This window comes from Streptomyces sp. NPDC007189, from assembly GCF_040703635.1.
Lineage (GTDB): Bacteria > Actinomycetota > Actinomycetes > Streptomycetales > Streptomycetaceae > Streptomyces.
The window spans coordinates 320,101-346,456 of the sequence record NZ_JBEYEY010000008.1; the positions used below are offsets into that span (position 1 = coordinate 320,101).

12 protein-coding genes are annotated in these 26,356 nt (G+C 75.6%); 8 read left to right on the top strand and 4 right to left on the bottom strand.

Going from position 1 to position 26,356, the window contains the following annotated elements; all coding sequences use genetic code 11:
- Positions 1–201 precede the first annotated feature (201 nt).
- Complete coding sequence (locus tag AB0950_RS19430) at positions 202–2,892, top strand: ATP-binding protein (RefSeq protein ID WP_366779051.1); 2,691 nt, start codon at positions 202–204, stop codon at positions 2,890–2,892.
- 69 nt (positions 2,893–2,961) lie between these two features.
- A complete protein-coding gene (locus AB0950_RS19435; RefSeq protein ID WP_366779052.1) occupies positions 2,962–5,859 on the top strand; it encodes an AAA family ATPase in 2,898 nt (965 codons plus the stop codon).
- A gap of 316 nt (positions 5,860–6,175) precedes the next feature.
- Here AB0950_RS19435 and AB0950_RS19440 read toward each other — a convergent pair whose 3' ends face one another.
- A complete protein-coding gene (locus AB0950_RS19440; RefSeq protein ID WP_360161957.1) occupies positions 6,176–6,394 on the bottom strand; it encodes an acyl-CoA carboxylase epsilon subunit in 219 nt (72 codons plus the stop codon).
- Between the two features lie 38 nt (positions 6,395–6,432).
- Entirely contained in the window at positions 6,433–7,203 is a 771-nt protein-coding gene (locus tag AB0950_RS19445) for a thioesterase II family protein (RefSeq protein ID WP_366779053.1), read from the bottom strand.
- A 295-nt stretch (positions 7,204–7,498) separates the two neighbouring features.
- Here AB0950_RS19445 and AB0950_RS19450 point away from each other — a divergent pair, with 295 nt between their 5' ends.
- The 6 genes from AB0950_RS19450 (at position 7,499) to AB0950_RS19475 (ending at position 14,515) form a co-directional block, all read left to right on the top strand.
- A complete protein-coding gene (locus AB0950_RS19450) occupies positions 7,499–8,350 on the top strand; it encodes a metallophosphoesterase (protein WP_366779054.1) in 852 nt (283 codons plus the stop codon).
- On the top strand, positions 8,347–11,040 hold the full coding sequence (locus AB0950_RS19455; protein ID WP_366779055.1) for an NDP-hexose 2,3-dehydratase family protein: 2,694 nt from the start codon (positions 8,347–8,349) through the stop codon (positions 11,038–11,040). The genes AB0950_RS19450 and AB0950_RS19455 overlap by 4 nt, the downstream gene beginning before the upstream one ends.
- Positions 11,024–11,788: an NAD-dependent epimerase/dehydratase family protein gene (locus AB0950_RS19460; protein ID WP_360161947.1), complete on the top strand. Its 765-nt coding sequence runs from the start codon at positions 11,024–11,026 to the stop codon at positions 11,786–11,788. The genes AB0950_RS19455 and AB0950_RS19460 overlap by 17 nt, the downstream gene beginning before the upstream one ends.
- A gap of 111 nt (positions 11,789–11,899) precedes the next feature.
- Positions 11,900–12,868: an ABC transporter ATP-binding protein gene (locus AB0950_RS19465; protein ID WP_360161946.1), complete on the top strand. Its 969-nt coding sequence runs from the start codon at positions 11,900–11,902 to the stop codon at positions 12,866–12,868.
- Positions 12,869–12,871: 3 nt separating this feature from the next.
- Positions 12,872–13,639, top strand: a complete 768-nt coding sequence (locus AB0950_RS19470; protein ID WP_366779056.1) for an ABC transporter permease — start codon at positions 12,872–12,874, stop codon at positions 13,637–13,639.
- A gap of 99 nt (positions 13,640–13,738) precedes the next feature.
- Positions 13,739–14,515 (top strand): FkbM family methyltransferase, encoded by a 777-nt coding sequence (locus tag AB0950_RS19475; protein WP_366779057.1) that lies wholly within the window; start codon positions 13,739–13,741, stop codon positions 14,513–14,515.
- A 95-nt stretch (positions 14,516–14,610) separates the two neighbouring features.
- Here AB0950_RS19475 and AB0950_RS19480 read toward each other — a convergent pair whose 3' ends face one another.
- Entirely contained in the window at positions 14,611–15,669 is a 1,059-nt protein-coding gene (locus AB0950_RS19480) for a ketoacyl-ACP synthase III family protein (protein ID WP_360161942.1), read from the bottom strand.
- An 85-nt stretch (positions 15,670–15,754) separates the two neighbouring features.
- Entirely contained in the window at positions 15,755–26,329 is a 10,575-nt protein-coding gene (locus tag AB0950_RS19485) for a type I polyketide synthase (RefSeq protein WP_366779058.1), read from the bottom strand.
- Between the last annotated feature and the right edge of the window lie 27 nt (positions 26,330–26,356).

Below are 26,356 nucleotides of genomic sequence, written 5' to 3' on the forward strand. Positions count from 1 at the left end.
ACACAGAACATCCGGTGGCACCGTGAATACCGTTCCGGCCCCGTCAGCCACTCGTCCCCTGAGCCGCGGCTGCCCAGCACCCGTCCCGCGTTTACCGGACCCGTTCCCCCGGCCCGGCAGGGCCGCGATGTCCGCCCGATCCGCCTATGCCCCGGCCCGGCCGAGGCGCAAGCGCTTGCACGCTGCCGGGGGTGAGCCCCGATGAGCGTCACGGGCCACCTGCCGTCGGCGCCCGGCGGACGGCTGCTGCGCGAGCGGGCCACCCAGGACTCTCTCGCGCCGCTGTACGGCCGGGACGCCGAACAGGCCGCGCTGGTGCACCTGGTGACCCGGCTCGCCGCCGGCCAGGCGGGGGTCACCGTCCTCCACGGAGTCCCGGGCAGCGGACGCAGCAGGCTCCTGCGGCGCGGCATCGCCTTCGCCCGCGCGGTCGGGGTCCAGGTGCTCACCGCGCTGGGCTCGGCGTCGTCGGCCCACACCCCGTACGCCTACGTGGCGCAGCTGGAGCCCCGCACCTCCACAGCCGGCACGGCCCGGGCGGCGGTGCCGTACGAGGAGCAGTCCGTGGTGGGCTGGTGCCGCGGTCTGCTGGCCTCCGCTCACCGGCCGACGCTGCTCGCGCTGGACGACGTGCAGTGGGCGGATCCCGAATCCGTGGCCGTCATCGGGGGGTTGCTGCGGCGGCTCGCCTCGGCGCCGCTCGGCGTGCTGATGACCGTCACCGGCACCCGGGGCGAGTTCCCCGACCACTGCGCCCCCCTGGTCGACCAGGCGGCCTTCTGCCAGGACGGCGGGGGCCTGCTGCTGGAACTGGGGCCGCTCGGTGCGCCGGAGGTCCGCTCACTGTTCACCGCGACAGGCCTGCCCGAGCCGGCCGGACCGGGCGATCCGTGGTGGGAGCACGCCGCCCGGATCAGCCGGGGCAGCCCCTGGCTGTTGCGGTGGGTCCTGGACGAACTGCGTCGCGAGCCGGGCGAGATGACCGCGGCCCAGCTCAGGGCGGCGTTCGCCGAAGGGATGGAGACGGCCCGTTCGGAGCTGGCGGGGCAGACGGTCGCGCGTCTGGCCCAGGCGCCGCTGACGCTGCTGCGCGGCCTGTTGGTGTGCCGGGGGCTGGTGCCCGTGGACCGGGTGGCCGCGCTCGTCGGCCTCGACGCGTCCGAAGTCCCCGGCGCGCTCAGGGAGTTGAGGGCGCACGGGCTGATCGGCCCCGGTGACCCGCCGCGGCCCGCGCTCACGGAGCGCACCGCCTCGGTGCTGGCCGGGGTGCCCGCCGAGGCCCGGGCACGGCTGCGTGCGGACGCGGCCCGCTGGGCCCACCGGTGCGACGCCGCCGAGGAGGACGTGGCCACGCTGCTGCTGAGCACCGGGCCGCTGGGCGATCCCTGGGTGCCGCCGGTGCTGCGGCGCGCCGCCCGGCTGCGTCTCGTGCGGGGCAGGCCCGCGGAGGCGGCCGAACTGCTGGAGCGTGCGCTGCGCGAGCCGCTCACCGGGGCGGAGCGCGCCGAGGTGCTGCTGGAGGCCGCCGAGGCGTACGCGGTGACCGCGCCGGAGGCGGCGCAGGTGCGGATCGGCGAGCTGCTGTCCGGGGCGCCGCCCGGCCCGCGGCTGCGCGCCGCCGCCACCGACCTCGTCCTCGCCCGCGGCGAACCGGTGTGCACACCGGCGGCGCCGGTCCCGTCGTACGACGGCGACGGCGCACGGCCTGCGCTGCCCTCGTGTGCCGACGGCGGCGACCGGACGGCGGACCTGCTGCGGTGGGCGAAGGGCGCCTCCTGGGACGACGTTGCACAGCCGGGCCGTCCGGCCGGTGGCGGGCGCCGGGGCGGCGAGGGTCCCGTACGGCACGACAGCCCGGTCGGGCGGGGTCGTACACGTCAGGCACGCTCCGCCGGGGGACTCGCTGCGGCAGGCGCGTCGCACGGCGCTCTCGCCCCGGCGTTCGGCACGGCGGACCCCGGTTTCGATCCGGCGGTGCTGGCGGCCGACGCGTGGCGGCAGGCGATGCGGGGGGACGACGCCGCCGCCGTACGGGAGATGAGCCTCAAGGTGCTGCGGGCGCCGCTCGACGGGCCGCTGTTCCCCCGGTTCACCGCGGTCTGTGTGCTGTCGCTCGCGGACGCGCACTCCGCGGCGCGCGACGCGCTGGACGCCACGCTCGCCGAGGCGGGCAAGCGGGCCAGCCCGACGGTCGTCGCGACGGGTCTGCTGCTGCGGGCGCGGCTGAACCTGCGGGCGTGCGACCCGGAGACGGCCGCACGCGACCTGGCCGCCTGCCGCTCCCTGGCGCCGCCGCACGTGTGGCATCCCACCCGGCTGACCGAGCTGCGGGCGGCGCAGATCCGGGTGCTGATCGCCCGGGAGCGGTTCGCCGAGGCCGACCTGCTGGCCGCCGAGGAGCTGCCGCCGGGCGCCGAGGAGAGCAGCGCGTGGACCGAGCTGCTGTACAGCCGCGCGCAGCTCATGCTGTGCCGGGGGCGGCCCCGGCAGGCGCTGGCCGAGGCGGAGGAGTGCGGCCGGCGGCTGTCGGTGCGCGGCTGGCGCAACCCGGCGCTGCTGGCGTGGCGTTCACTCGCGGCGCTGGCCCATCTCGGCTGCGGCGACGAGGACCGGGCGGCCGGGCTGTTCGCGGAGGAGCTGCGGCTGGCCGAGCGCTGGGGCACCGAGTCCGCGCTCGCCTGGACCGAGCTGCGCCGCGGCCTCGCCTCCCCCGCCCCGCAGGCGACCCGGCTCACCGAACGCGCGCTGCGCCGGCTCGGCCGTACCCCCGCGGCCCGCCGGTTCGCGCAGACCCTCGTCGCCCGGGAGACGGCCGGGCTGCACCCGCCGGCCCGGGCGGACGTCCCCGCGTCCGTGGTCCGGCGGCTGAGCGACCACGCACGTGCGACCTGACGTCCACCGACCGACGTTCCTCCCATCCACCCCCCATGCTCAACCACACCGCGCAAGGAGGCCGCTGGCATGCTGCTTGAGCGGCAGAACGAACTGAAGGTGGCGGCCGAGGCCCTGCGGCTCGCCCAGCACGGCAACGGATCGCTCATCGTGATCAGCGGCCCGCCCGGCATCGGCAAGTCCGCGCTGCTGACGGAGATCGGAGAACTGGCCGCACGGTTCACCGCCGGGCCGTCGGCCGGTGCGACGGCTCCGCCCCGCGCCCTGGTGATGCGGGCGTACGCCGCCCCGGCCGAGCGCGACTTCCCCCTCGGGGTGACCCGGCAGCTGCTGGAGCCGGTGCTGACGTCCGGGTCGTTCGTGGCCCGGTGGTGTTCCGGGCCGGCGCGGCCCGCCCTCGCCTTCCTCCAGGGCGACGCGGAGTCGAGCAGGCAGCGCACGGCGACGGCCGTGCGGGCGCTGCTGTCGATGGTGGAGAACATGACCCACGACCGGGTGCCGGTGCTCCTCGTCGACGACGTGCACTGGGCCGACGAGGAGTCCCTTCAGTGGCTGGACCAGTTGGTCAAGCAGGTGACGCACCGGCGGATCCTGGTGGCGGTCACCCTCTGCGAGGGCGAGCCGGCGGCGGAGCGGCAGGAGGTCCGGCCGCTCGCCGCCGCCGAGCACACGCTGCTGCCGGCGCCGCTCGGTCCGGCCTCCGTCGACGGGCTCCTGCTGGAGCGGCTGGGTGTGCCGGCCGACCCGGAGTTCACGGCGGCGTGCCACGAGGCCACCCGGGGGAACCCGCTGCACCTCGTGTCGCTGCTGCAGGAGTGCCAGACCCGCGGCGTCGCGCCGGAGGCCGCCGAGGCATCCGCGGTGGCGGCGATGGTGCCGCCGGCGCTGCGCCGCAGACTCCTGCTGTGTCTGCGCGAGCAGCCGCCGTACGTGCTCGCCGCGGCCCGGGCGCTGATGGTCCTCGGGGACGACGCCGACCGGCAGGTGGTGGGCGAACTCGCCGGGCTTGACCCGGTGGACCTCGACGAGAGCCTGTGGCGGCTGCGCCGGCTGGCGCTGGTGACCCGGCAGGACACCCTGCGGCTGGCCCACCGGGCGGTGCACGAGGTCATCGACGACGGCACCTCCCCGGACGAGCGCAACCGTCTGCATCTGCGGGCCGCCGCGCTGCTGCGCTACCGGGGCGGCGCGCCCGAGCGGGTCGCCGGTCATCTCCTCGCCGCCACCGCGCAGTTGGACGACGACGCGGTGGCCGTGCTGCGGCGCGCCGCCGACGCCGCGGTACGGCGCGGGGCGCCCGAGACCGCCGCCCGCTATCTGCGCCGGGCCCTGCGCGACATCCCGCCGCACAGCGAGGCCCGGGCCGGGCTGCTGGTGGAACTCGCTCATGTGGAGCGCAGCTTCGCCCCGTCGGTGGCCGTACGGCACGTCGCGCAGGCGTTCCCGCTGCTGCCCGGCCCGCTGGCCCGCGCGCAGGCGCTCGTGGCGCTGACGCCCGTCGCGCCGGCGGCCACGCTGCTGTCGCTCACCGATCTGCTGCGGCGCACGGCGGACGAACTCGGCGCGGCGGACGAACTCGCGGGCCCCGGCGGGCCGACGGCCGCCCACCGCTCGCTCCGGCAGCGTCTGCAGGCCCGGATGTACTACCTGTGCGAGAACGACCCGGAAGTGCTCGCGTCGGCCGCGGACCGGCTGTCCCGGCTGGACGAGCGGCCCGAGACGGCGACCGGCGAGCAGCGGGAGCTGCTGGTCGCCCTGCTGCACGCGGCGACCGTCTCGGCGGGGCTGCCGGCCGCGCACATCGGGGCGCTCGCCCACCGGGTGCTGGACCACGAGCCGGCCTCCGCCGCGCACGTCCATACGATGCTGCCGCTGCTGGTGCCGATATCGGTCGCCGCGGACTCGGTGGCCGGGCTGCTGCCCTGGCTGGACAAGGCCCTGGTGGACGCCGTACGGCGGGGCGGACGGCTGGAGGAGTCGGTGGTGCTGGCCGAGCAGGCGCTGGTGCTGCTCGCCCAGGGCCGGCTGGCGGCCGCGCGGGAACGGGCGGTGCGGGCCGGCGCCGCCGTCGCCCCCGAGGAGGCCACCATGCTGTCCGCGCTGGCCCTGGTCGCGGTGGCGCTGCGGGCGCGGGAACCCGAGCTGGTCGCCGCGGTGCCGGAACGCTTCCGCGGACTGCACGAGAACTGCGAACTCGCCGCGCTGCTCACGCTGGTCCGCGGCATGGAGGCCGAAGCCCGCGGCGAACCGGGCACGGCGGTGGAGCACTACCTCGACGCCGGGTACGCCCTGGACCGGGCGGGCTGGCGCAACCCGCTGGTGGTGCCCGCGGCCTACTGGGCGGCCCGCGCCCTGCACCGCACCGGCGAGGCCGACCGGGCCGAGCAGCTGTCCGAGCAGTACCTCGAGCAGGCCCGCCGTTGGGGCGCCCCGTCGGCGCTCGGCCGTGCGCTGGCGCTGCGGGCCGCGGTGGGCGACGAGGCCGCCGCACCCAAGCTGCTGCGCGAGGCCGCCGGGGTGCTGGAGGACTCGGCCGACCTGCACACCCGGGCCGCGGTGCTGCTGCGGCTCGCGGAGACGGTGGCGCCCCGTCACGCCGCCGAGGCGGAGGCCGCGCTGCGCCGCTCCTTGGAACTGGCCGTGGAGTGCGGCGCGGGGCGGATCGCCGCCCGGGCGCAGGAGACGCTGGGACCGGCGGCGGCCGGCGTCATCGCCCGCACCCCGCTGACGTCCGCGGAACGGCTGGTGGCCCAGATGGCCGTCCAGGGGCTGACCAACCAGGCGATCGCCGACTCCCTCGGCGTCTCCCGCCGGGCCGTGGAGAAGCACCTGACGAACTGCTACCGCAAGATGTCCACCTCCGGCCGGTCTGGCCTGGCCACCGCCCTGGCGGAAGCAGGCCTCCTCGACACCCCCGACGCCCCCGGCGACCCGACCGGGGCCGTACGACCCCAGGGGGCGGCGTGACACGGAGGGGCGGGGGCCGGCCGTGGCAACGAGTGTTCCCCAACCGGGGGCGCCCGGAGACGAGGGCACCGGCGCGCCTCCCGGGCCCAGGGCGGCCTGACACCGCGGGACGGTCCCGTACGAGGGAGTGCCTCTGCGCGCGGGGGAAATCCGGCGCGCCGCCCGGACCAGCTGGACCATGCGGGAGCGCCTCACATGCGAAGGCAACCCCGCATGTCTCACCTCACCAGGCGCGGCCGGGCGCGGAGGAGCGCTCGCCCAGGAGGAAAGCGCCACCCGCCAGGTGACCGGCCTCGTCCCTGATGTGCCCTTCGGGTCAGGCTGGGGCCTGCCAGCTGAGGGGTGACTGGTAGAACCGGTGTCGTTCCAGGCGGTTCCAGTGGGCGGTGGCGCGGGGGCGCCGGGCGGTGTCGCGGGTGTGGCCGTGGGCCGCGGCGGCGCGGGCCAGCAGGAGCGCGGTCAGTGCCGCGAGTTCCTCCTCGTCGGCCACGCCCCGCTCGACCCGTACAAGGGCCGTGTCGTGGAGTGTGTTCACGTGGGTCCCTCCTTACTGTCGGGGGCCGCCCGAGCCGGTCAGCGGGCGTGCGCGGCGGCCTGAGCCGTGAAGTGTTCGTCGAGGATCCTCAGTACGTCCGCGGCGCGGCTGTTGAGGTAGAAGTGGCCGCCGGGCAGGACGTGCAGGCGGAAGCCGGCGGTGGTGTGCTTCTGCCAGTCCTCGGCCTCGTCGACGGACGTCTTGGGGTCGCTGTCGCCGACCAGCGCGGTCACCGGGCAGGCCACCGTGGCGCCCGGCTCGCACCGGTAGGTCTCCACCGCCTTGTAGTCGCCGCGCAGCGCGGGCAGGATCATCCGGATCAGCTCGTCGTCGCCCAGCAGCCGGTTGTCTGTGCCGCTCATCGCCTTGACCTCGGCGATGATGCCGTCGTCGCCGCGCTGGTGCACGTTCTCGTCGCGGTACCGGGAGGGCGCGCGCCGGCCGGACGCGAAGAGCCGCACCGGGCCGCCGCCGTCCCGCTCGAACCGCCGGGCCACCTCGAAGGCGACGACCGCGCCCATACTGTGCCCGAAGAAGGTCAGCGGGCGGTCGTCCCAGCCGCACAGGGCGCCGTACACCTGGTCCGCGAGCGCGCCGATGTCGTCGATCAGCGGCTCGTTGCGCCGGTCCTGCCGGCCGGGGTACTGCACGGCGACGACGTCGACGCGCGGGCTGAGGGCCGTGGCGACGGGGAGGTAGTAGCTGGCCGAGCCGCCCGCGTGGGGGAAGCAGACCAGGCGGTGGGCGGCCTCGGGAGCCGGGTGGAAGCGCCGGCACCACAGGCCGTCGTCGGCGGGGGAAACGCTCACGCTGCTCGTCCGTCCTCTGTTCGCGGGCCGCCGTGCGCTGCGCACGGGCCCGTTCGCTGGCGGGGATGTGCCGCCACTATCCGGCACGCCGGCGGTCCGGGCGCGCCCGACGGGGGGAAGTCTGGGCGTTTCCCCTGTCCTTGGCCGCGGGGGCCGGTTGCGCGTTGTGCGGGCGCGCGGGCCGGTGGCATAAAGCTGACCGCCGGCCGCGGACCGACGCGCCGGACGCGCCACGAGGAGTTCCCATGCCCACCATCCCGGACGCCCGGCCCACGAGCGGTGCGGCGGCCCCGCCGTGAGCCGTGATGCGGGCGGCAGGCTCTTCGCCGTCAGTGATCTGCACGTCGCCTACGAGCAGAACCGCGCCGTCGTACGCGGGTTGCGGCCGTCCGACCCGTCCGACTGGCTGATCGTCGCCGGTGACATCGGCGAGCTGACCGCGGACGTGGAGTGGGTGCTGCGGCTGCTCGCCGACCGGTTCGCGACGGTGGTGTGGGTACCGGGCAACCACGAACTGTGGACGCACCCGGACGACCCGGTGACCCTGCGCGGCGAGGCCCGCTACCGGCACCTGGTCGAACTGTGCCGGTCCCTCGGGGTGTTGACGCCCGAGGACCCGTACGTCACCTGGCAGGGCCCCGACGGGCCGGTGGTGATCGCGCCGCTGTTCCTGCTGTACGACTACTCGTTCCTGCCGCCGGGTGCGACGGGCGCCGCCGACGCGCTGGCCCGCGCGGAGAAGGCGGGCGTGGTCGCCACCGACGAGTTCCTGCTGCACAGCGACCCCCACCCCGGCCGGGCGGCCTGGTGCCGGGCGCGCCTCGCGTACACCCGGGAACGGCTGGACGCCTGCCCCCCGGACCTGCCGACCGTGCTGGTCAACCACTTCCCGCTGGTGCGCGAGCCCACCCGGATCCTGCGGTACCCGGAGTTCGCCCTGTGGTGCGGGACCACCGCCACGCACGACTGGCACCGCCGCTACCGGGCGGCGACCGTCGTCTACGGCCATCTGCACATCCCGCGGACCACCTGGCACGACGGCGTGCCGCACCGCGAGGTGTCGCTGGGCTACCCCCGCGAGTGGCAGGCCCGCACCCTGCCCGATCCCCTGTTGCGCGAGATCCTGCCCCGGCGAGGTGCCCGATGACGCCGCTGATGCGTCGGCTGCTGCCGGACGTGACGGAAGTGACCGAGGTGCGCGGCGAGTTGTCGGCGCCGCCGCTGTTCCCCGAGGAGGAGGCGGTGGTCGCGCGGTCGGTGGGCGAGCGCCGGCGGGAGTTCGCCACCGGCCGGCGCTGCGCGCGGCTGTCGCTGGCCGCGCTGGGCCTGCCGGCCCAGCCACTGCGGTCAGGGCCGCACGGGGAGCCGCTGTGGCCCGAGGGAGTGGTCGGCGCGCTCTCGCACTGTGCCGGCTACCGGGTGGCGGCCGTCGCCCGCGCCACGGACCTGGCGGCGCTCGGCATCGACGCGGAGACGGCCGGCCCGCTGCCCGACGGCGTGCTGGAGGCCGTGTCGCTGCCCGAGGAGCGCGCCCACCTGGCCCGGCTGCGGGCCTCGCAGCCGCACCTGCCGTGGGACCGGCTGCTGTTCAGCGCGAAGGAGTCGGTCTACAAGGCGTGGTTCCCGCTGGCCCGCACGATGCTCGGCTTCGACATGGCCCGGCTGAGCTTCACCGTCGTGCCGGACGCCGGGAGCAGCGGGGTGCGGGGCACGTTCTCGGCGCGGCTGCTGAGGCCGCTGCCGCCCGCGTTCGCCGATGCGGTCGGCGGGCCCGTCCTGGACGGGTGGTGGCTGGTCGACGAGGGACTGGTGCTCACCGCGATCGCGCCGCCCGTACGCCGTACGACGGCCGGCCCCGGCGACAAGACGTCCGCGGACCGGGCCGGGCCCGGCCCTTCCCACCCGGCGGGACCCCGCACCTCCCACCGGCCCGCGGTCACCCTTTCCGGCCCACTCCCGGCCAGTACCACCCACCGGCCTACCGGCACCCCTTTCAACCCAGTCCCGGCCGGTACGTCCCACCGGCCCGCGGTCCCTGCTCCCAGCCCACTCCCGGCCGACACCACCCACCGGCCCACCGGCACCCTTCCAACCCACTCCCGGCCGGCACGTCCCTTCGGTCCGCGGTCCCTGCTTCCGGCCCACTCCCGGCCGACACCACCCACCGACCCGCCGGCACCCCTTCCAACCCACTCCCGACGGGAGCCACCCACCGGTCCGCGGTCTCCGCTTCCGGCCCGCCCGCGCCCGCGTAGTTCCCCCGCGTCCGCGGCGGGTGCCGCGGGCCGACATCGATCCGATGGAGAGACAGCGATGCCCCAGCTCAACGCGACCGGTCCCGACTCCCCCAGCGAGGCGGTCCTCGCCGCGCGGCTCGCCCTGTCCGCGACGGCGACGGGCGGCGAGGCCATGTCCGACGTCGAGTTCTTCGAGTGGCTGGACGCACGACGCCCCCGGCACCGCCAGGAGGTGCGCCGCACCACGTTCGCGGAGCTGTCCGGCTGGCACTTCGCCCCGGAGACCGGTGATCTCGAGCACCGCAGCGGGCGCTTCTTCTCGGTGCGCGGCCTGCAGGTGCGCAGCGACTTCGGACCGGTCCCCGAGTGGAGCCAGCCGATCATCCGGCAGCCGGAGATAGGCATCCTCGGTCTCGCGGTGCGTGAGATCAACGGCGTGCTGCACTGCCTGATGCAGGCGAAGGCCGAGCCCGGCAACGTCAACGGCGTGCAGCTGTCGCCCACCGTGCAGGCCACGAAGAGCAACTACACGCGGGTGCACGGTGGTTCGGCGGTGCCGTACCTGGAGTGCTTCCGGGAGCCGTGGGCGCGCGGGCACCGGGTGCTGGCGGACGTGCTGCAGTCCGAGCAGGGCTCGTGGTTCTTCTGCAAGCGCAACCGCAACATGGTCGTCGAGGTGGGCCCCGAGGTGGAGGCCGGCGAGGACTTCTGCTGGCTGACGCTGCGTCAGCTCCACGCGCTGCTGCGGTACGAGAACCTGGTCAACATGGACTCCCGTACGGTGCTGTCCTGTCTGCCCGACTGGCAGCACGGCCCCGGACCGTCCCCCGCGCTCCACTCCGACGTGGCGATCCGCAACTGGATCACCACCCAGCAGAGCGAGCGCGAGGTCTGCGCGGAGCTGGTGCCGCTGCGGGAGATCGAGACCGAGGGCTGGCACGTCGGCGAGGACCGCATCGCGCACGAGCGGGGCCTGTACTTCAGCATCGTGCCCGTGGACGTCTCCTCCGACCGGCGCGAGGTGGCGTCCTGGTCGCAGCCGCTGCTGGAGCCGCACGGCACGGGCGTGGTGGCGATGCTGGTGCGCCGTATCGACGGCGTGCCGCACTGCCTGGTGCACGCCCGCGTCGAGCCCGGCTATCTGGACGTCATCGAACTGGGCCCCACCGTGCAGTGCACCCCGGAGAACTACGCCCACCTGCCGGCCTCCGACCGCCCCCGCTTCCTCGGCCTGGTGGAGCAGGCGCGGCCGGAGCAGATCCTGTTCGACACCGTGCTGTCGGAGGAGGGCGGCCGGTTCCTCGACGCGCAGAGCCGCTACCTGATCGTGGAGGCGGACGGCGACGGGCCGGACGACATCCCCGACGACTACCAGTGGATGACGCTCCGTCAGCTCGGTGAGCTGCTGAAGTACAGCCATTACGTGAACGTGCAGGCGCGGACCCTGGTCGTCGCCCTGCGGTCGGTGCCGGCCATCACCGCGCACCTGCCGGGCGCCCGCGAGGCGCTCACCGTACCCGCGGCGGCGACGGCCGTGGCCCACGGCCGCGCCACGGCCGGCACCACGGACGAGGGGGCAGGGCGTGCGGATCATCGGTGACGGCTTCCTCGCCCGCAATCTGGCCGAGGAGTTCGGCGACCGCTTCCCCGGCGTGACGGCACTGGCCTGCGGCGTGTCCAGCACGTCCACCGCGGCGCCCGCCGAGTACGACCGTGAGGCGCAGGTCCTCTACGACGCGCTCGACGACTGCGCCCGGCAGGGCCGGCAGCTGTTGTTCTTCTCCACGGCGTCCTTCTCGATGTACGGCTTCACGGACGGCGGGGGGGCGGCGGCCGAGAGCGACCCGGTGCGCCCGCCGAACACGTACGGGCGGCACAAGCTGGCGCTGGAGAGCGTGGTGCGCTCCTTTGGCGTCGAGTACCTGGTGCTGCGCCTGAGTCACGCGGTGGGCGGCCATCAGCGCCCGCACCAGCTGCTGCCCACCCTCGTCCGGCAGGTCCGCGCCGGTGAGGTGACCGTGCATCAGGGCGCCCACCGCGACCTGCTGGACGTGCGGGACCTGCTGCACGCGGTCGGGCGGCTCCTGGGGGACGGGGTGAGCGGCGAGGTGCTGAACGTGGCCTCGGGCGTCCCGCAGCCGGTGGAGTCCATCGTGACGGCGATCGAGCGGCGCCTGGGCGTCACGGCCCGCCGACTGGAGCGGCCGGGCTCCCCCGCCGTGACCCGGGTGTCGCTGGAGCGGCTGCGCCGGTTCGTGCCGGACTTCCGGGCCACGCCGGACGAGAAGTACCTGGACGCCCTCCTGGACGCCTATCTGCCGTACTACACGGCGCTGTCCCGGGCCTGAGACACGAGGTCGCACCGCCGCGGGCTTCCACTCGTTCCCCGCACTGCGAGAACCCCTAGACAATTGCCCCGCCCCGGGACTGGAGTCACCCGTTCCGCCTAGCGTGGCCGCATGATCGAGCTTGCGGGAGTGACCAAGCGGTACGGCCGCAAGGTGGTGGTCGACGACCTCACCTTCACGGTCCGAGCCGGCTGTGTGACCGGCTTCCTCGGGCCCAACGGAGCGGGCAAGTCCACCACGATGCGGATGATGCTCGGCCTGGACCGCCCCACGTCCGGCCGGATCCTCATCGACGGACAGCCCTACGCGCGGCTGAAGGAGCCGCTGCGGCACGTGGGCGCCCTGCTGGACGCCAAGGCCATGCACGGCGGGCGCAGCGCCTACCAGAACCTCAGATGCCTGGCGCTGAGCAACGGCATACCGCTGGCCCGGGTCGACGAGGTCCTGGAGGAGGTCGGCCTCGCGTCCGTCGCGAAGAAGCGGCCCAAGGGCTTCTCCCTCGGCATGGGGCAGCGGCTCGGCATCGCGGCGGCGCTGCTCGGCGACCCGGAGATCGTGATGCTGGACGAGCCGGTCAACGGCCTCGACCCCGAGGGCATCCACTGGATCCGCACGCTGATGAAACGGCTGGCCTCCGAGGGCCGTACGGTGTTCGTCTCCAGCCATCTGATGAGCGAGATGGCACTGACCGCCGACCATCTCGTCGTCATCGGCAGGGGCCGGCTGCTCGCCGACACCGGCATGCAGGAGTTCATCGACCGCAACACGCGCTCGTCGGTGCGCATCCGCACCCCCGAACCGGAGAAGCTGCGCGACGCGCTGGCCGCCGCGGGGATCACCGCCACCGAGAGCGGCACCGGCGCGTTCGAGGTGACGGACGCGCCGTCGGAGCGACTGGGCGAGCTGGCGCTCGAGCACCGGATCCCGCTGCACGAGCTGAGCCCCCAGCACGCCTCGCTGGAGGAGGCGTTCATCGCGCTGACCGGTGAGGCCACCGAATACCGCACCGGACCGCTCGCCACGGGAACCGTCCCGCCCGGCGGCCCGCTGGTGCCCCAGACCACGCGAACGGAGTCCTGAACCATGTCCGCACCCGTCGCGGCCCTCCGCTCGGAATGGGCCAAGCTCACCACGGTCCGCTCCACGGCGTGGACGCTGATCGCGGCCTTCGCCGTCACCGTGGCCTTCGGCACCCTCGTCAGCGCCCTGTCCAACGCCCGGTACGACGACCTGTCCCCGCAGGACAAGCTCACCTTCGACCCGGCCGGCACCAGCTTCACCGGCGGTGTCCTCGGCCAGCTCGCGATGATCGCGTTCGGGGTCATGGTGATCGGCGGCGAGTACAGCACCGGGATGATCCGCAACTCGCTGGCGGCGGTGCCGCGCCGCGGCGTGTTCTACGTCAGCAAACTCGCGGTCGCGACCGGCGCGGCCCTCGTCGTCGGCATGGTCACCAGCTTCGTCACCTTCTTCGCCGGGCAGGCGGCGCTCGGTTCGCACAGCACCACCGTCGGCGCCCACAACGTGCTGCGGGCGACGCTGGGCGCCGGTCTCTACATGACGCTGATGGCCGTGTTCTCGATGGGCGTGGCGACGATGCTGCGCAGTTCCATGCTGTCGATGGGCATTCTCATGCCGTTCTTCTTCCTGGTGACGCAGATCCTCGCCTCGGTGCCCGGCGCCAAGAAGGTCGCGCACTATCTGCCGGACCAGGCCGGTGAGGCGATGGCCCGGGTGGTGCGCAACCCTGACGTGCCCTACGGGCCGGGCGGTGGCCTGGTCGTCATGCTGGTGTGGGTGGCCGCCGCGGTGCTCGGCGGGTACCTGGTGCTGCGCGGCCGGGACGCCTGATCCCGCCCACGACTCGTCCGCCGGGGACGGAAGTCTAGGAAATTGCCGGTGTTCCAGGCGGCACACTGAGCAGCAATTCCACGGCTCAGGGAGCATTTCATGACCGAGATCAGGTCGGTTCAGGTGGCGGACGGGTTCTCCGTCGCCGTGCCGCAGACGGAGGGCGCGCTGTTCTCCGAGGTCGACTTCATCTACAACGAGATATTCGTCGAACGCGCCTACCTCAGGCACGGCATCCAGCTCTCCGACTCCTCCCGGGTCGTGGACGCCGGTGCGAACGTGGGGCTGTTCTCCCTCTTCGTCAAGCAGGAGTTCCCCGGCGCGAAGATCCTCGCCTTCGAGCCGATCCCCGCCATCCACCGGGCACTGGTGGAGAACCTGGACGGTCACGGCGCGAAGGACGTGGAGGTGGTGCGCGCGGCGCTGGGCCGGCAGGCCGAGGAGCAGGTCCGGTTCACGTTCTACCCGGCGATCCCCGGCAACTCCACCCGGTACCCGGAGCAGAAGAAGGTCGGCCAGGAACTGACCGTGTCGCAGATCGGCCAGGAGGCCGTGGACCGCATCATGGCCGGCATCGAGGTCGAGGCCCAGGTGCGCCGGCTCTCGGACGTGCTGCGCGACTGGGCGCCCGAGGGCCCGGTCGACCTGCTGAAGATCGACGTCGAGGGCGCGGAGCTGGAGGTCATGGAAGGCCTCGACGCGGCCGACTGGCGCCGTGTACGGCAGACCGTCATCGAGGTCCAGGACCTCGACGGCCGGCTGGACGCGGTGCGGGGCATCCTCGACGCCCAGGGCTTCGCCGTGACCGTGGAGAGCGCGGCGAACCTGCCGGAGGTGTTCCGCTACTCGATGGTGTACGCCCGCCGCGAGGACTGACCGCGACGGCGGCCGCCGCACCGGCGAGCGAAGCGCCCCGGCACCGGGAAGGTGCCGGGGCGCTGTGCTGTGCTGTGCTGTGCGCGGCAGGGTGCTCAGGACAGGGCGTTCTCCTTCGCCCAGTCGGGCAGCTCCAGGACGGTCAGGACGGCGGAGGTGGAGACCCAGCCGGACGCCGAGGTGGTCATCAGGACGTGGTCGCCGGGTGACAGCATCCCGTTGAGGAGCAGGTGGTTGAGGGAGACCGCCATGTCGCAGGCGCCCATGTGGCCGTACTCCTTGCCGAAGTCCCAGGTGGAGCGGGACATCGGCAGGCCCAGCGGCTGCATCTTCATCTGGTCGATCATCCGCGAGTCGCTGTTGGCGGCCACCACCCAGCGCAGGTCGGCGGCGTTCAGCCCGGCGTCCACCAGCGAGCGGTGCACGATGTCCAGCTCGAAGTCCCGGATCATCTCCATGCACTTGTCGAGCGGCATGACGTGCTGGTTGAAGTAGGAGAGCAGGTCCATCGTGCCGGACGCCTTGCGCTGCTCGCCGCGGAACGGCAGCAGCGACTCCTCGCCGCGGTGCCACTGCTCCAGCTCGGGGAGGGTCCCGGAGTTCACCGCGCGCAGCGCCGCGAAGCCGCTGTCGCCGCTGAGCAGGACGGCGGCGCCGCCGTCGCTGGCGGTGAAGCCGGTGCCGAATCCGGTCCAGCGGTCGATCAGCGGGCTGGTGAAGTTCTCCGCCGCGGTGACCAGCGCCGTCTCCGCCCCGGCGGCGCCCGTCAGCTGCCCGACGGCGACCTCGATGCCGGCCAGCAGGCCGTTGGAGTGCTGGCGCACGTCGGTGCTGGCGACGCCGCTCGCGCCCAGCTCGCGCAGGACGTAGCCGGGCGGGTAGAAGCCCTCGGGGCCGTGCTGCACCGCGGTGCAGTGGACGTGGAAGTCGAGGTCCTCGATGTCGTACGAGGACCGGCGGAACGCCTGCCGGGCGGCGCGGACCGCCATGTCGAGCGCGGGCAGGTCGCCCGCGATGTAGGCGGCGGTGAGCCCGGTGCCGTACTGGACGGAGTACTCGTCGTAGAGCCCCTCCTCGACCGCCTGCTCGACGCTCACCCACCGCTCCGGGATGTACGCCCCGACCGTGTCGACATAGACGCCGTCCGTCTTCATGAGTGATGGTTCTCCTTGCGTGTCGTGGGTCTGCCGTCGGGGTGCGGGGTCGTGGGTGTGCCGGGGCCGGGACGCGGGGCGCGCGTCACAGCCGCTGGAGTTCTTCCTTGAGGTGGGCGGCGAGCCGTCCGGGGGTGTCGGCCTCGAACAGCAGGGTGGCGGGCAGGCGCAGTCCGGTGGTCTCGCGCAGCCGGTTGCGCAGCGCGAAGGCGGTCAGGGAGTTCAGGCCGATGTCCCGGAAGGCGCGGGTGGCGTCGACGGCGTCGGGCGAGGGGTAGCCGAGGACGGCGGCGACGTCGGCGCGGACCAGGTCGGTCAGGACGGCCTCGCGTTCGGCGTCGCCCAGTCCGGCCAGGCGGCGCCGGAGCGTGCTCAGGGCGCTGGCGCCGCCCCGCTGCCCCACCCGGCGGCGGGGCGGCGGCCCGGCGAGTGCGCGCAGGGCTGCGGGCAGGCTCGCGCCGTCGGGCCGGCCGGCGAGGGCCGCCGGGTCGGGGCGCAGCAGGACGGCGGCCGGGGCGTCGAGGAGGCACGCGGCGTCGAACAGGTCGAGACCCGCCGACCGGGGCAGCGGGGCGACGCCGGCGGGGGCGCCGCCCACCGTGGTGCCGTCGGCGTCCCAGCGGCCCCACGCGACCGACGTGCCCGGCAGGCCCTGGGCACGGCGGCGCAGGGCGAGCGCGTCGAGGAAGGCGCCGAGCGCCGCCTCGCCGCTGCGGCCGGGGGCGCCCAGCGTGCCGGCGGCGGACGACAGGAGCAGCAGCGGCACGGCCGTGCCGGGGTCCTGGAGTCCGGCCAGCTCGGCGAGGTGCCACGCGGCGCGCATCTCCCGTTCCAGCAGCGCCTGTTCGGCCGCGATACCGTCGCGGGGCTCGGGAAGCCGGGCGGCGTGCACGACGGCGGCCGGCGGCCGGCCGCCCGGCGTGCGGTGCAGCAGCGCGGTCACCGCGTCGCGGTCGGTGAGGTCGCAGTCGGTCACGGTCACCTCGGCGCCCGCGGCGGTGAGTTCGGCGGCGAGCGCGACCAGGCCGTCGCCGGGTGCCGTGTCGGCGAGCACCAGCCGGGTGACGCCCCGCCCGGCCGCGAGGTGGCGGGCGACGGCGGCCGCGGCCGGGCGGCCGGCGCCGGTGACCAGGACGGTGTCGCCGGTCCCGGTCAGCAGCCCGGTCTCCCCCGCCCGCACCGGCACGGCGGCCAGCCGCGGGACGCGCACCGAGCCGCGTACGACGGCCAGTTGGGGCTCGGGCAGGGACAGCGCGGCGGGCAGGGCACGCCAGGAGGCGCGCGCCCCGTCGAGGTCGGCGAGGACCAGCCGGCCGGGGTCGGCCAGGTGGAGGGAGCGGATCAGTCCCCAGACGGCGGCCGCGCCGGGCTGCGGTCCCTCGGGGCCGTCCGCGCCGCTCAGCGCGCCGCGGGTGAGGAACACCAGCCGGATGCCGGCGAACCGTTCGTCGGCCAGCCACTCGGCGGCCAGTTCGGCCGCGTCGCGCACCGCCCGGGCGGTGTCGTCGGGTCCGGGCAGTACTCCGGTCAGTACGGCCTCGGGGACGGGGACCCCGCAGTCCAGGGCCTTGGCGAGGGCGGCCGGGCTGTCATGGGCCTCGGTGTAGACGCCGGCCTTCATCAGGGCCGCGCGGGCGCCGAGCACGTCGGGGCCGACGAGCACCCAGCGGGGCTTGGCGCGGGGGGTCTCGCAGCCGGTCTCCGGCCACTCCAGGCGGAACAGCGGGCCGCTGCGGGCGGCGGTGAGCGCGGCCCGGTCGCCGGGGGCGAGGCGGACCGCGCCGACCGACGCGACGGGCAGGCCCAGGTCGTCGGCCGCCTCGACGGCGACGGTGTCGGTGCCGGTGCGGGTCAGCCGGACCCGCAGCGCGGGGGCGCCCTCGGCGTACAGGGCGACCTGGTGCCAGGAGTCGGGCGCCGGCGTCGCGCCGAACGCGTCCTGCCCGGCGAGCGGCAGCGCGCGCAGCGCGGTGTCCAGCAGGGCCGGGTGCAGCGCGTGCCGCCCGCCCTCGCCGGGGTCGGTCAGCGCGACCTCGGCGAACAGGTCCTCGCCGCGCCGCCACAGTCCGCGCAGTCCCTCGGGGACGGACGGCCCGTCCAGGGCGACGGGTTCGGCCTCGGCGGGCGGCCACAGCTCCAGGTCGAAGGAGGCCCGGGTCTCGCCGGTGCACAGTACGGCACGGGCGTTGAGGGTCCACGCCGTGCCGGGCAGCGCGCCCGCGGGCCGGGAGTGGATCCGCAGGGGCCGCTCCCCCGACGGGCCGGGATCGCCGACGGTGACCCGCAGCCGCACCTCGTCGCCCTCGGGCAGCACGAGGGGCGCCTGGGCGGTGAGTTCGGCGATGCGGTCGCAGCCGGCCCGGTCCCCCGCCTGCACGGCGAGTTCCAGCAGGACCGGCCCCGGTACGGCGACCGGTCCGGCCTGCGCCGGGCCGGCGCCGGGCAGGTTCGCCCGGGAGAGGGTGCCGGTGAGCAACAGGCCGCCGGGGTCGGGAAGTTCGACGCACGCGTCCAGCAGGGGGTGCCGCTGCGCGGACCCGTCGGCGGCGGCCGGGGCCTCCGGCGTCATCCAGTAGCGGCGAGTGGCGAACGCGTAGGTCGGCAGCGGCACACGGTGCGCCCCGGCGGGGGCGAGCAGCGCCGCCCAGTCGACGTCCGCGCCCCGGGCGTGGAGCCGGGCGAGGAGCGCGGTGAGGCCGGTGCCGCTGAGGGGCAGCAGTTCCGCTTCGGCCTCTATGCCGGGTGCCTGTTCGCCGAGGACGACGACGGTCCGGTGGCCGGCGTCGGCAAGGGCGCGCAGCGCTGACCCGGCGTCGGCGGGCGGCTCGGCGAGGGCGGCGGCCCACGCGCCGGCGCCGGTCTCCCGCTCCGGCTGCAGCAGGGCACCGGTGACGGCGGAGGCGAGCGGCAGCTCGACGGCGGCGAAGCGGACGGTGGGCGCGGGAGCGGTGGGTGCCGGGACGGTGGGCGCCGGGTCCACGGGGGCCGGGTCCACGGGGGCCGGGTCCGCGGGCGCCAAGTCCGTGGACGCCGAGACCGCGGGCGCCAAGTCCCTGGACGCCAAGTCCCCGGACGCCTCCGAGTGCATGGGTGCCGCCGAGTCCGTAGGCGCCGGGTCCGTGGGAGTCGAGTCCGCGGGCGCCAAGTCCCCGGACGCCAAGTCCCTGGACGCCAAGTCCCCGGACGGCAAGTCCCTGGACGCCGCGGAGTGCGTAAGCACCGCCGCATGCGTCCTACCGCTGTGGTGGACGGCGAGGCGGGCGCCGGTCTCGAGCGGGATCAGCCCGGCGGCGCAGGCGGCGGCGATCTCGCCGTACGACTGCCCGCCGACCGCGCCGGGTTCGACGCCGTAAGCGCGCAGCTGCGCGGCGAGTGCGACGGCCACCGCCCAGCCGAGCGGCCCGGCGATCTCCGGCCGCTCCTGCCAGCCGGGGGCGGTGCGCCCGGCCAGCACGTCGGCGGGGGTCCAGTCGACCAGCGCGGTCAGGGCGCGCCCGCACGCGGCGAGGGTCTCGGCGAACACCGGGCAGGATCCGGCGAGGGCCGCCGCGCCCGCGGTCCAGCGGGGGTCGGCGGGCGGGAAGTACAGGGCGACGGAGGGCGGCACGGAACCGGTGGGGACCGTGCCGGTGGCGAGGGTGACACGCGCATCGTCCTCGGCGGGAGCCGTGCCGTCCGCGAGGGCCTTCAGGGTGCGCAGAGCCGCCTCGCGGTCGGTGACCGTGAGGACCGCCCGGTGTTCCAGCGCCGACCGGGTGGTGGCCAGGGACAGTGCCACGTCGGGCAGGCGGAGCGCGGGCCCTCCGGCCAGGAGGGCGTGCAGCCGCGCCGCCTGTCCGCGCAGCGCCTCGGGGGTGCGGGCGGACAGCGGCAGGGGGATCCCGCCGGGCAGCGAGGGGTGGGCCCCGGGCGGGGTGCCGCCGGCGGCCGGGGCATCGACCGGGGTGTCGGTGCCGTCGAGCCGGCTCTCCCCGTCCCGGGGCGGCTCCTCGATGATCACGTGGGCGTTGGTGCCGCTGATGCCGAACGACGAGACGCCGGCCCGGCGCGGGCGTTCGCCGCGGGGCCAGGGCGCGTCCTCGCGCAGCAGCTCCACGGCTCCGGCGGACCAGTCGACGTGGGAGGAGGGCCGGTCGGTGTGGAGGGTGCGGGGCAGCACGCCGTGGCGCATCGCCATGATCATCTTGATGACGCCGCCGGCCCCGGACGCCGCCTGGGTGTGCCCGATGTTGCCCTTCATCGAGCCCAGCCACAGCGGCCGTTCGCGGTCCTGCCCATAGGTGGCGAGAACGGCCTGCGCCTCGATCGGGTCGCCGAGCGGGGTGCCCGTGCCGTGTGCCTCGACGGCGTCCACGTCGGAGGGCTCGAGGCCGGCCGAGGCGAGGACCTGGCGGATCAGCCGCTGCTGGGCGGGGCCGCTGGGCGCCGTGAGGCCGTTGGAGGCGCCGTCCTGGTTGACGCCGCTGCCGGCGACGCGGGCCAGGACGGGATGGCCGTGGCGCCGGGCGTCGGAGAGCCGCTCCAGCAGCAACAGGCCCACCCCCTCGGCCCAGTTGGTGCCGTCGGCGTCCTCGGAGAACGGCTTGCAGCGGCCGTCCGCCGCGAGGGTGCGCTCCCGGCTGAAGGCGACGTACGGGTCGGGCCGGGACATCACCGCGACCCCGCCGGCCAGCGCCAGATCGCACTCGCCGGAGCGCAGCGCCTGGGCCGCCAGGTGCAGGGCGACCAGCGAGGAGGAGCAGGCGGTGTCCACTGCGACGCAGGGGCCCTGAAGGCCGAAGGCGTACGACACCCGGCCCGCGGCCACGTTGCCGGCGGTGCCCATCTGCATGCCGGACGCGTAGTCGTGGTAGGTCACGCCCGCGAACACGCCGGTGCGGCTGCCCTTGAGGGAGGCGACCGGGATCCCGGCCCGCTCGAACACCTCCCAGGAGGTCTGGAGCAGCAACCGCTGCTGCGGGTCCATCGCGAGGGCCTCGCGGGGCGAGACGCCGAACAGTTCGGCGTCGAACTCGCCGGCGTCGTAGAGGAATCCGGCTTCGCGGACGTAGGTGGTGCCGGGGCGGTCGGAGTCCGGGTCGTACAGGGTGTCGAGGTCCCAGCCGCGGTCGGTGGGGAAGGGGCCGAGGCCGTCGGCGCCGGAGGAGACCAGCCGCCACAGCGCCTCCGGCGAGTCGGCTCCGCCGGGGAAGCGGCAGCCCATGGCGACGATCACGACCGGGTCGTCGTCGGCCGCCTCGCCGGACGGGCGTGCGCCGGTGTCGACGCGGTCGGTTTCCGCGGCGGCGTCCACACCGAGTTCGGCCGCGAGGTGGGCGATCAGGGCGGCCGGGGTCGGATGGTCGTAGACGAGGGTGGCGGGCAGGCGCAGCCCGGTCTCCTGGGTGAGCCGGTTGCGCAGGTTGACCGCGGCCAGCGAGTCGAAGCCCAGCTCCTTGAACGGCTTGCCGGTGCTCACCGCGTCGGCGCCGTCGTAGCCGAGGAGCGCGGCGACCTGCCCGGTGACCAGGTCGGCCACGACGCGGCGGCGCCGGGTGCGCGGCAGGGACGCGAGGCGCCGAGCGAAGCCGCCGCCCGTCCCGTCGGCGGTGTGGGCGCCGCGGCGGACGGTGACCCGCAGCAGTCCGCGCAGCAGCGGCGGCAGTTGACCGGACTCGGCGCGGGACCGCAGCGCACCCGGGTCGAGCCGCATCGCCAGCAGCAGCGCGCGATCGGCGGCGGTGCCGGCGTCGAAGAGGGACATGCCGTGCTCGGCGGAGAGCGCGATGACCCCCTGCGCGGACGTCCGGGCGGTGAGAGCCGGGTCGAGGCCGGCCGTCATGCCGCCGAACCGCTCCCAGGGCCCCCACGCCAGCGACGTCGTCGGCAGCCCGGCGGCCCGGCGGTGCTGGGCGAGGGCGTCGAGGAAGGTGTTGGCGGCGGCGTAGTTGCCCTGTCCGGGGTTGCCGAGCAGGCCGGCCGCGGAGGAGAACAGCACGAACGCGGACAGGTCGAGGTGCCGGGTCAGTTCGTGCAGGTGGGCGGCGGCGGTCGCCTTGGCGCGGAACACGCCGGCCAGGCGGTCGGGGGTGAGGGCGGTGAGCAGTCCGTCGTCGAGGACGCCGGCGGTGTGCACGACCGCGGTGACCGGGTGCCCGTCCGGCACGGAGGCGAGCAGTGCGGCCAGCTCCGCCCGGTCGGCGACGTCGCACGCCTCGACCCGCACGTCCTCGGCGCCGAGCGCGATCAGTTCGTCGCGCAGGGCGGTGGCGCCCGCGGCGGCCGGGCCGGAGCGGCTGACCAGCAGCAGCCGTCGTACGCCGTGCTCGGCGACCAGGTGGCGGGCGGCGAGGGCGCCCAGCGCGCCGGTGCCGCCGGTGATCAGGACCGTCCCGTCGGGACCGAACGGCACGGCCGCCTCGGCGGGCCGCGCCGCGCGGACGACGCGGGGGGCGAGCAGGGCCCGGCCGCGCACGGCGAGCTGCGGCTCGTCGTCCCGGACGGCGGACGGGGGCAGGGTGCCCGGGGTGTCGTGGTCGACGAGGAGGAACCGGCCCGGGTGCTCGGACTGCGCGGTGCGCACCAGGCCCCAGACGGGGGCGTGCACGAGGTTCGGCAGGGGGTCGTCGTCGCCGGCCGCGACGGCGTGCCGGGTGAGCACCACCAGCCGGGCGGCGTCGAGGCGTTCGTCGGCCAGCCACTGCTGGAGGGTGGTCAGTACGGTGGCGGTGGCGTCCTGGGCCGCGGCGGCGAGGGCGTCGCTGTCGGAGGAGGCGTCCCCGCCGGCGGACCCCAGTGTGAGGAGCACCGTCGTCGGGGCCGTCGCGCCCCCGTCGAGCGCGGCGCGCAGGGCGTCCAGGTCGGAGACGGCACGGGCGGGGACGCCCTGGCCGGCGAGGTGGGCGGCGAGGGCGGCGCCGTCCGGGCCGAGCACCGCCCACTCCCCAGCGTCCGGGCGGGCGTCCGCGAGGCCGGCGACCGGCTGCCAGTCGAGCGTGTAGAGGCCGTCGGCCCGGGGGCCGGTGATGAGGCCGGCCGCGGGCACGCCGGTCAGGGTGACGGACTCGACGGTGGCGAGCGGCCGTCCTTCGGTGTCCGACAGGGCGAGCGAGAGCCGGTCGGTGCCCGCGCCGGAGATCCGCAGGCGGGCGGCGCCCGCGCCGGTGGCGTGCAGGGTCACGCCCTGCCAGGACAGGGGCAGCGGGACGTGGCCCTCGGCCGGCTCGGGCCCGGTTCCCGCGGCGGCCTGGACGGCGGCGTCGAGCAGCACCGGGTGCAGCCCGAAGGCACCGGTCTCCTGTTCGCGCGGCCCGTCGGGCAGGGCCAGCTCGGCGTACAGGTCGCCGTCGCTGCGCCACAGGGCGCGTACGGCGCGGAAGGCGGGGCCGCAGGAGTGGCCGCGCCGGGCCAGCTCGTCGTAAAGGCCCTCCACGTCGACGGGTTCGGCCCGCTCGGGCGGCCACACCGCGGTGCCGTCCTGGGCGGGTGCGGGCCGGGCCTCGCTGGTGAGGGTGGCCTCGGCGTGGCAGCGCCAGGGCTGGTCGGTGGTGCAGTCGTCGGGCCGGGAGTGGATGCTCACGCCGCGCCGGCCGGTGTCGTCGGGCGCGCCCACGAGGACCTGGACGCGGACGGCGCCCCGCTCGGGCAGCGGCAGCGGGTCGCGCAGGGTCAGGTTCTCCAGGGCGGTGCAGCCGGCCTCGTCGCCGGCCCGGACGGCGAGTTCCACGAGGACGGACGCGGGCAGCAGCGCGGCGCCGGCCGTCTCCCGGTCGGCGAGCCAGGGCAGGGACCGCGCGGACAGGCGGCCGGTGAGCAGGACGCCGCCGGCGTCGGCGAGTTCGACGGCGGCGCCGAGCAGGGGGTGCCGGGCGGCGCCGAGTCCCGCCGCCCGGATCCCGGCGGCGCCGGAGGGTCCGGTGGGCAGCCAGGCGCGGCGGCGCTGGAAGGCGTAGGTGGGCAGCGGTGCGGCGGGGGCGCCGGGGCCGGTGGCGCCGGCGACGCGGGCGGCCCAGTCGACGGCGGCGCCCCGCGTGTAGAGGGCGGCGAGGGCTGTTTCGAAGGCGAGCGGTCCGGGCCGGTCCTTGTCCTGCGCGGGGACGGCGAGAGTGTCGTCCTCGGCGGGCAGGCTCTGGGCGGCGAGGGCGGTCAGGGTGCCGTCGGGGCCGAGTTCGAGGCAGCGGGTGACGCCGAGTCCGCTCAGCGCGCGCACGCCGTCGGCGAACCGGACGGCGTGCCGGACGTGCCGCACCCAGTACTCCGGGTCGGTGAGGTCGTCGGGGTCGGCGGGGCGGCCGGTGAGGTCGGAGACGACGGTGAGCCGCGGCGGGTGGAACTCCAGCGACTCGGCGACGCGGCGGAAGTCCCGGAGCATCGGCTCCATGAGCGGCGAGTGGAAGGCGTGGCTGACGCGCAGCGCGGTGGCGCGGTGCCCCTGGGCCCTGACCTGCTCGGCGATCTCCTCGACGTCGGCGGCGACGCCGGAGACCACGGTGGCGCGGGGCCCGTTGACGGCGGCGACGCCCACACGGTCGGCCCGGCCCTCCAGCAGCGGCAGCACCTCGGCCTCGGGGAGCTGGAGGGAGACCATCGCGCCGCCGTCAGGGAGCGCCTGCATGAGCCTGCCGCGGGCCACCACGAGGCGGCAGGCGTCGGCCAGCGACCACACGCCCGCCACATGGGCGGCGGCGAGTTCGCCGACCGAGTGGCCGAGGAGGACGTCGGGGCGCAGGCCGAACGACTCCGCCAGCCGGTACAGGGCGACTTCGACGGCGAACAGGGCGGGCTGGGCGTACTCGGTGCGGTTCAGCAGGTCGGCATCCGTGCCGAACACGACGTCCTGCAGGGGACGTTCGAGTCCTGCGTCGGCCTCGGCGCACACCGCGTCGAAGGCGTCGGCGAACACCTCGTAGGCGTCGTAGAGTTCGCGGCCCATGCCGAGGCGCTGTGAGCCCTGGCCGGCGAACAGGAAGGCGGTACGGCCGGGCATGGCGGCGGAGCCGGTGACGAGGCCGGGCCGGGCATGGCCGGCGGCCAGGGCGTCCAGCCCCTGCAAGAGTTCGTCGGGCCCGGTGCCGAGGACCACGGCCCGTTCCTCGAACACGGACCGGGTGGTCAGGAGTGCGGCGGCGGTGCGGGCGGGGTCGGTGTCGGGCCGGGCGCGGACGAACGCGGCGAGTCTGCGGGCCTGTTCGCGCAGTGCGGCGGGGGTGCGGCCGGTGACCAGCCAGGGCACGGTGCCGGACGACAGGCGCAGCGCGGCCGGCTGGGGGGCGGGGGTGCCGGGGTCGGCGGGCGGCTCGTCGGGGGCCTGTTCGAGGACGACGTGGGCGTTGGTGCCGGAGACGCCGAACGCGGAGACGCCGGCCCGGCGCGGCCGGTCGTCGGCCTCGGGCCAGTCGGCGTTCTCCTGCAGCAGCCGTACGGCGCCGGCCGACCAGTCGACGCGGGCGGTGGGCTCGTCGGCGTGCAGGGTGCGCGGCAGGACGCCGTGCTGCATCGCCAGGACCATCTTGATGACGCCGGCGACACCGGCAGCGGCCTGCGTGTGCCCGATGTTGGACTTCACCGAGCCAAGCCACAACGGCCGTTCACGGTCCTGGCCGTACGTCGCGATGAGCGCCTGCGCCTCGATGGGATCGCCCAGGGAGGTGCCGGTGCCGTGCGCCTCGACCGCGTCGACGTCCGACGGCTTGAGCCCGGCGCTCGCGAGGGCCGCCCGGATGACGCGCTGCTGCGAGGGACCGTTGGGCGCGGTGAGCCCGTTGGAGGCGCCGTCCTGGTTGACCGCGCTGCCCCGGACCACCGCCAGCACCCGGTGCCCGTTGCTGCGCGCGTCGGAGAGCCGCTCCACGACAAGGACACCAACGCCCTCGCCCCAGCCCGTGCCGTCCGCACCCTGAGCGAACGCCTTGCACCGACCATCCACCGCGAGCCCCCGCTGCCGGGAGAACTCCACGAACGCACCCGGCGTCGACATCACCGTCACGCCGCCGGCCAGCGCGAGGTCGCACTCGCCGTTGCGCAGCGCCTGCACGGCGAGGTGCAGTGCGACCAGCGACGACGAGCACGCCGTATCCACCGTCACCGCCGGACCCTCCAGCCCCAGCACGTACGACACGCGGCCCGACAGCACCGAGGCGGTGATGCCGGTGGTCAGGTGGCCGTCGGACTCCTCGGGCCGGCCCAGCATCAGGGCGAGGTAGTCCTGGCCGTTGGTGCCCATGAAGACGCCGGTGCGGCTGCCGCGCAGGGTGCCCGGTTCGATCCCGGAGCGCTCCAGCGCCTCCCAGGAGGTCTCCAGCAGCAGCCGCTGCTGGGGGTCCATGGTCATCGCCTCGCGCGGGGAGATGTCGAAGAACGTCGAGTCGAACAGCGGCGCGTCGTAGAGGAATGCGCCCTGGCGGGCGTACGTGGTGCCGGTGCCGCCCGCGGGGTCGAGGACGCCGTCGAGGTCCCAGCCGCGGTCGGCGGGGAAGTCGGCGACGGTGTCGCGTCCCTCGGCGAGCAGGCGCCAGAACTCCTCGGGGGTGTCCGCGCCGCCGGGGAAGCGGCAGCCGAGGCCGACGACCGCGACGGGCTCGTGACGGCTCGCCTCGGCGTCATGAAGGCGCTTGCGAGTCTGGCGGAGGTCCGCCGTCACCCTTTTCAGGTAGTCCCGCAGCTTGTCTTCATTGCTCGCCATCGTGCTCCACTTCCTCGCAAAAGCCGT

What these genes read in the sequence shown, in the direction of transcription:
- AB0950_RS19430 (WP_366779051.1), top strand. Translation starts at nt 202, where the DNA reads ATGAGCGTCACGGGCCACCTGCCGTCGGCGCCCGGCGGACGGCTGCTG.
- AB0950_RS19435 (WP_366779052.1), top strand. Translation starts at nt 2,962, where the DNA reads ATGCTGCTTGAGCGGCAGAACGAACTGAAGGTGGCGGCCGAGGCCCTG.
- AB0950_RS19455 (WP_366779055.1), top strand. Translation starts at nt 8,347, where the DNA reads ATGACGCCGCTGATGCGTCGGCTGCTGCCGGACGTGACGGAAGTGACC.
- AB0950_RS19465 (WP_360161946.1), top strand. Translation starts at nt 11,900, where the DNA reads ATGATCGAGCTTGCGGGAGTGACCAAGCGGTACGGCCGCAAGGTGGTG.
- AB0950_RS19470 (WP_366779056.1), top strand. Translation starts at nt 12,872, where the DNA reads ATGTCCGCACCCGTCGCGGCCCTCCGCTCGGAATGGGCCAAGCTCACC.
- AB0950_RS19475 (WP_366779057.1), top strand. Translation starts at nt 13,739, where the DNA reads ATGACCGAGATCAGGTCGGTTCAGGTGGCGGACGGGTTCTCCGTCGCC.
- AB0950_RS19480 (WP_360161942.1), bottom strand. Translation starts at nt 15,669, where the DNA reads ATGAAGACGGACGGCGTCTATGTCGACACGGTCGGGGCGTACATCCCG.
- AB0950_RS19485 (WP_366779058.1), bottom strand. Translation starts at nt 26,329, where the DNA reads ATGGCGAGCAATGAAGACAAGCTGCGGGACTACCTGAAAAGGGTGACG.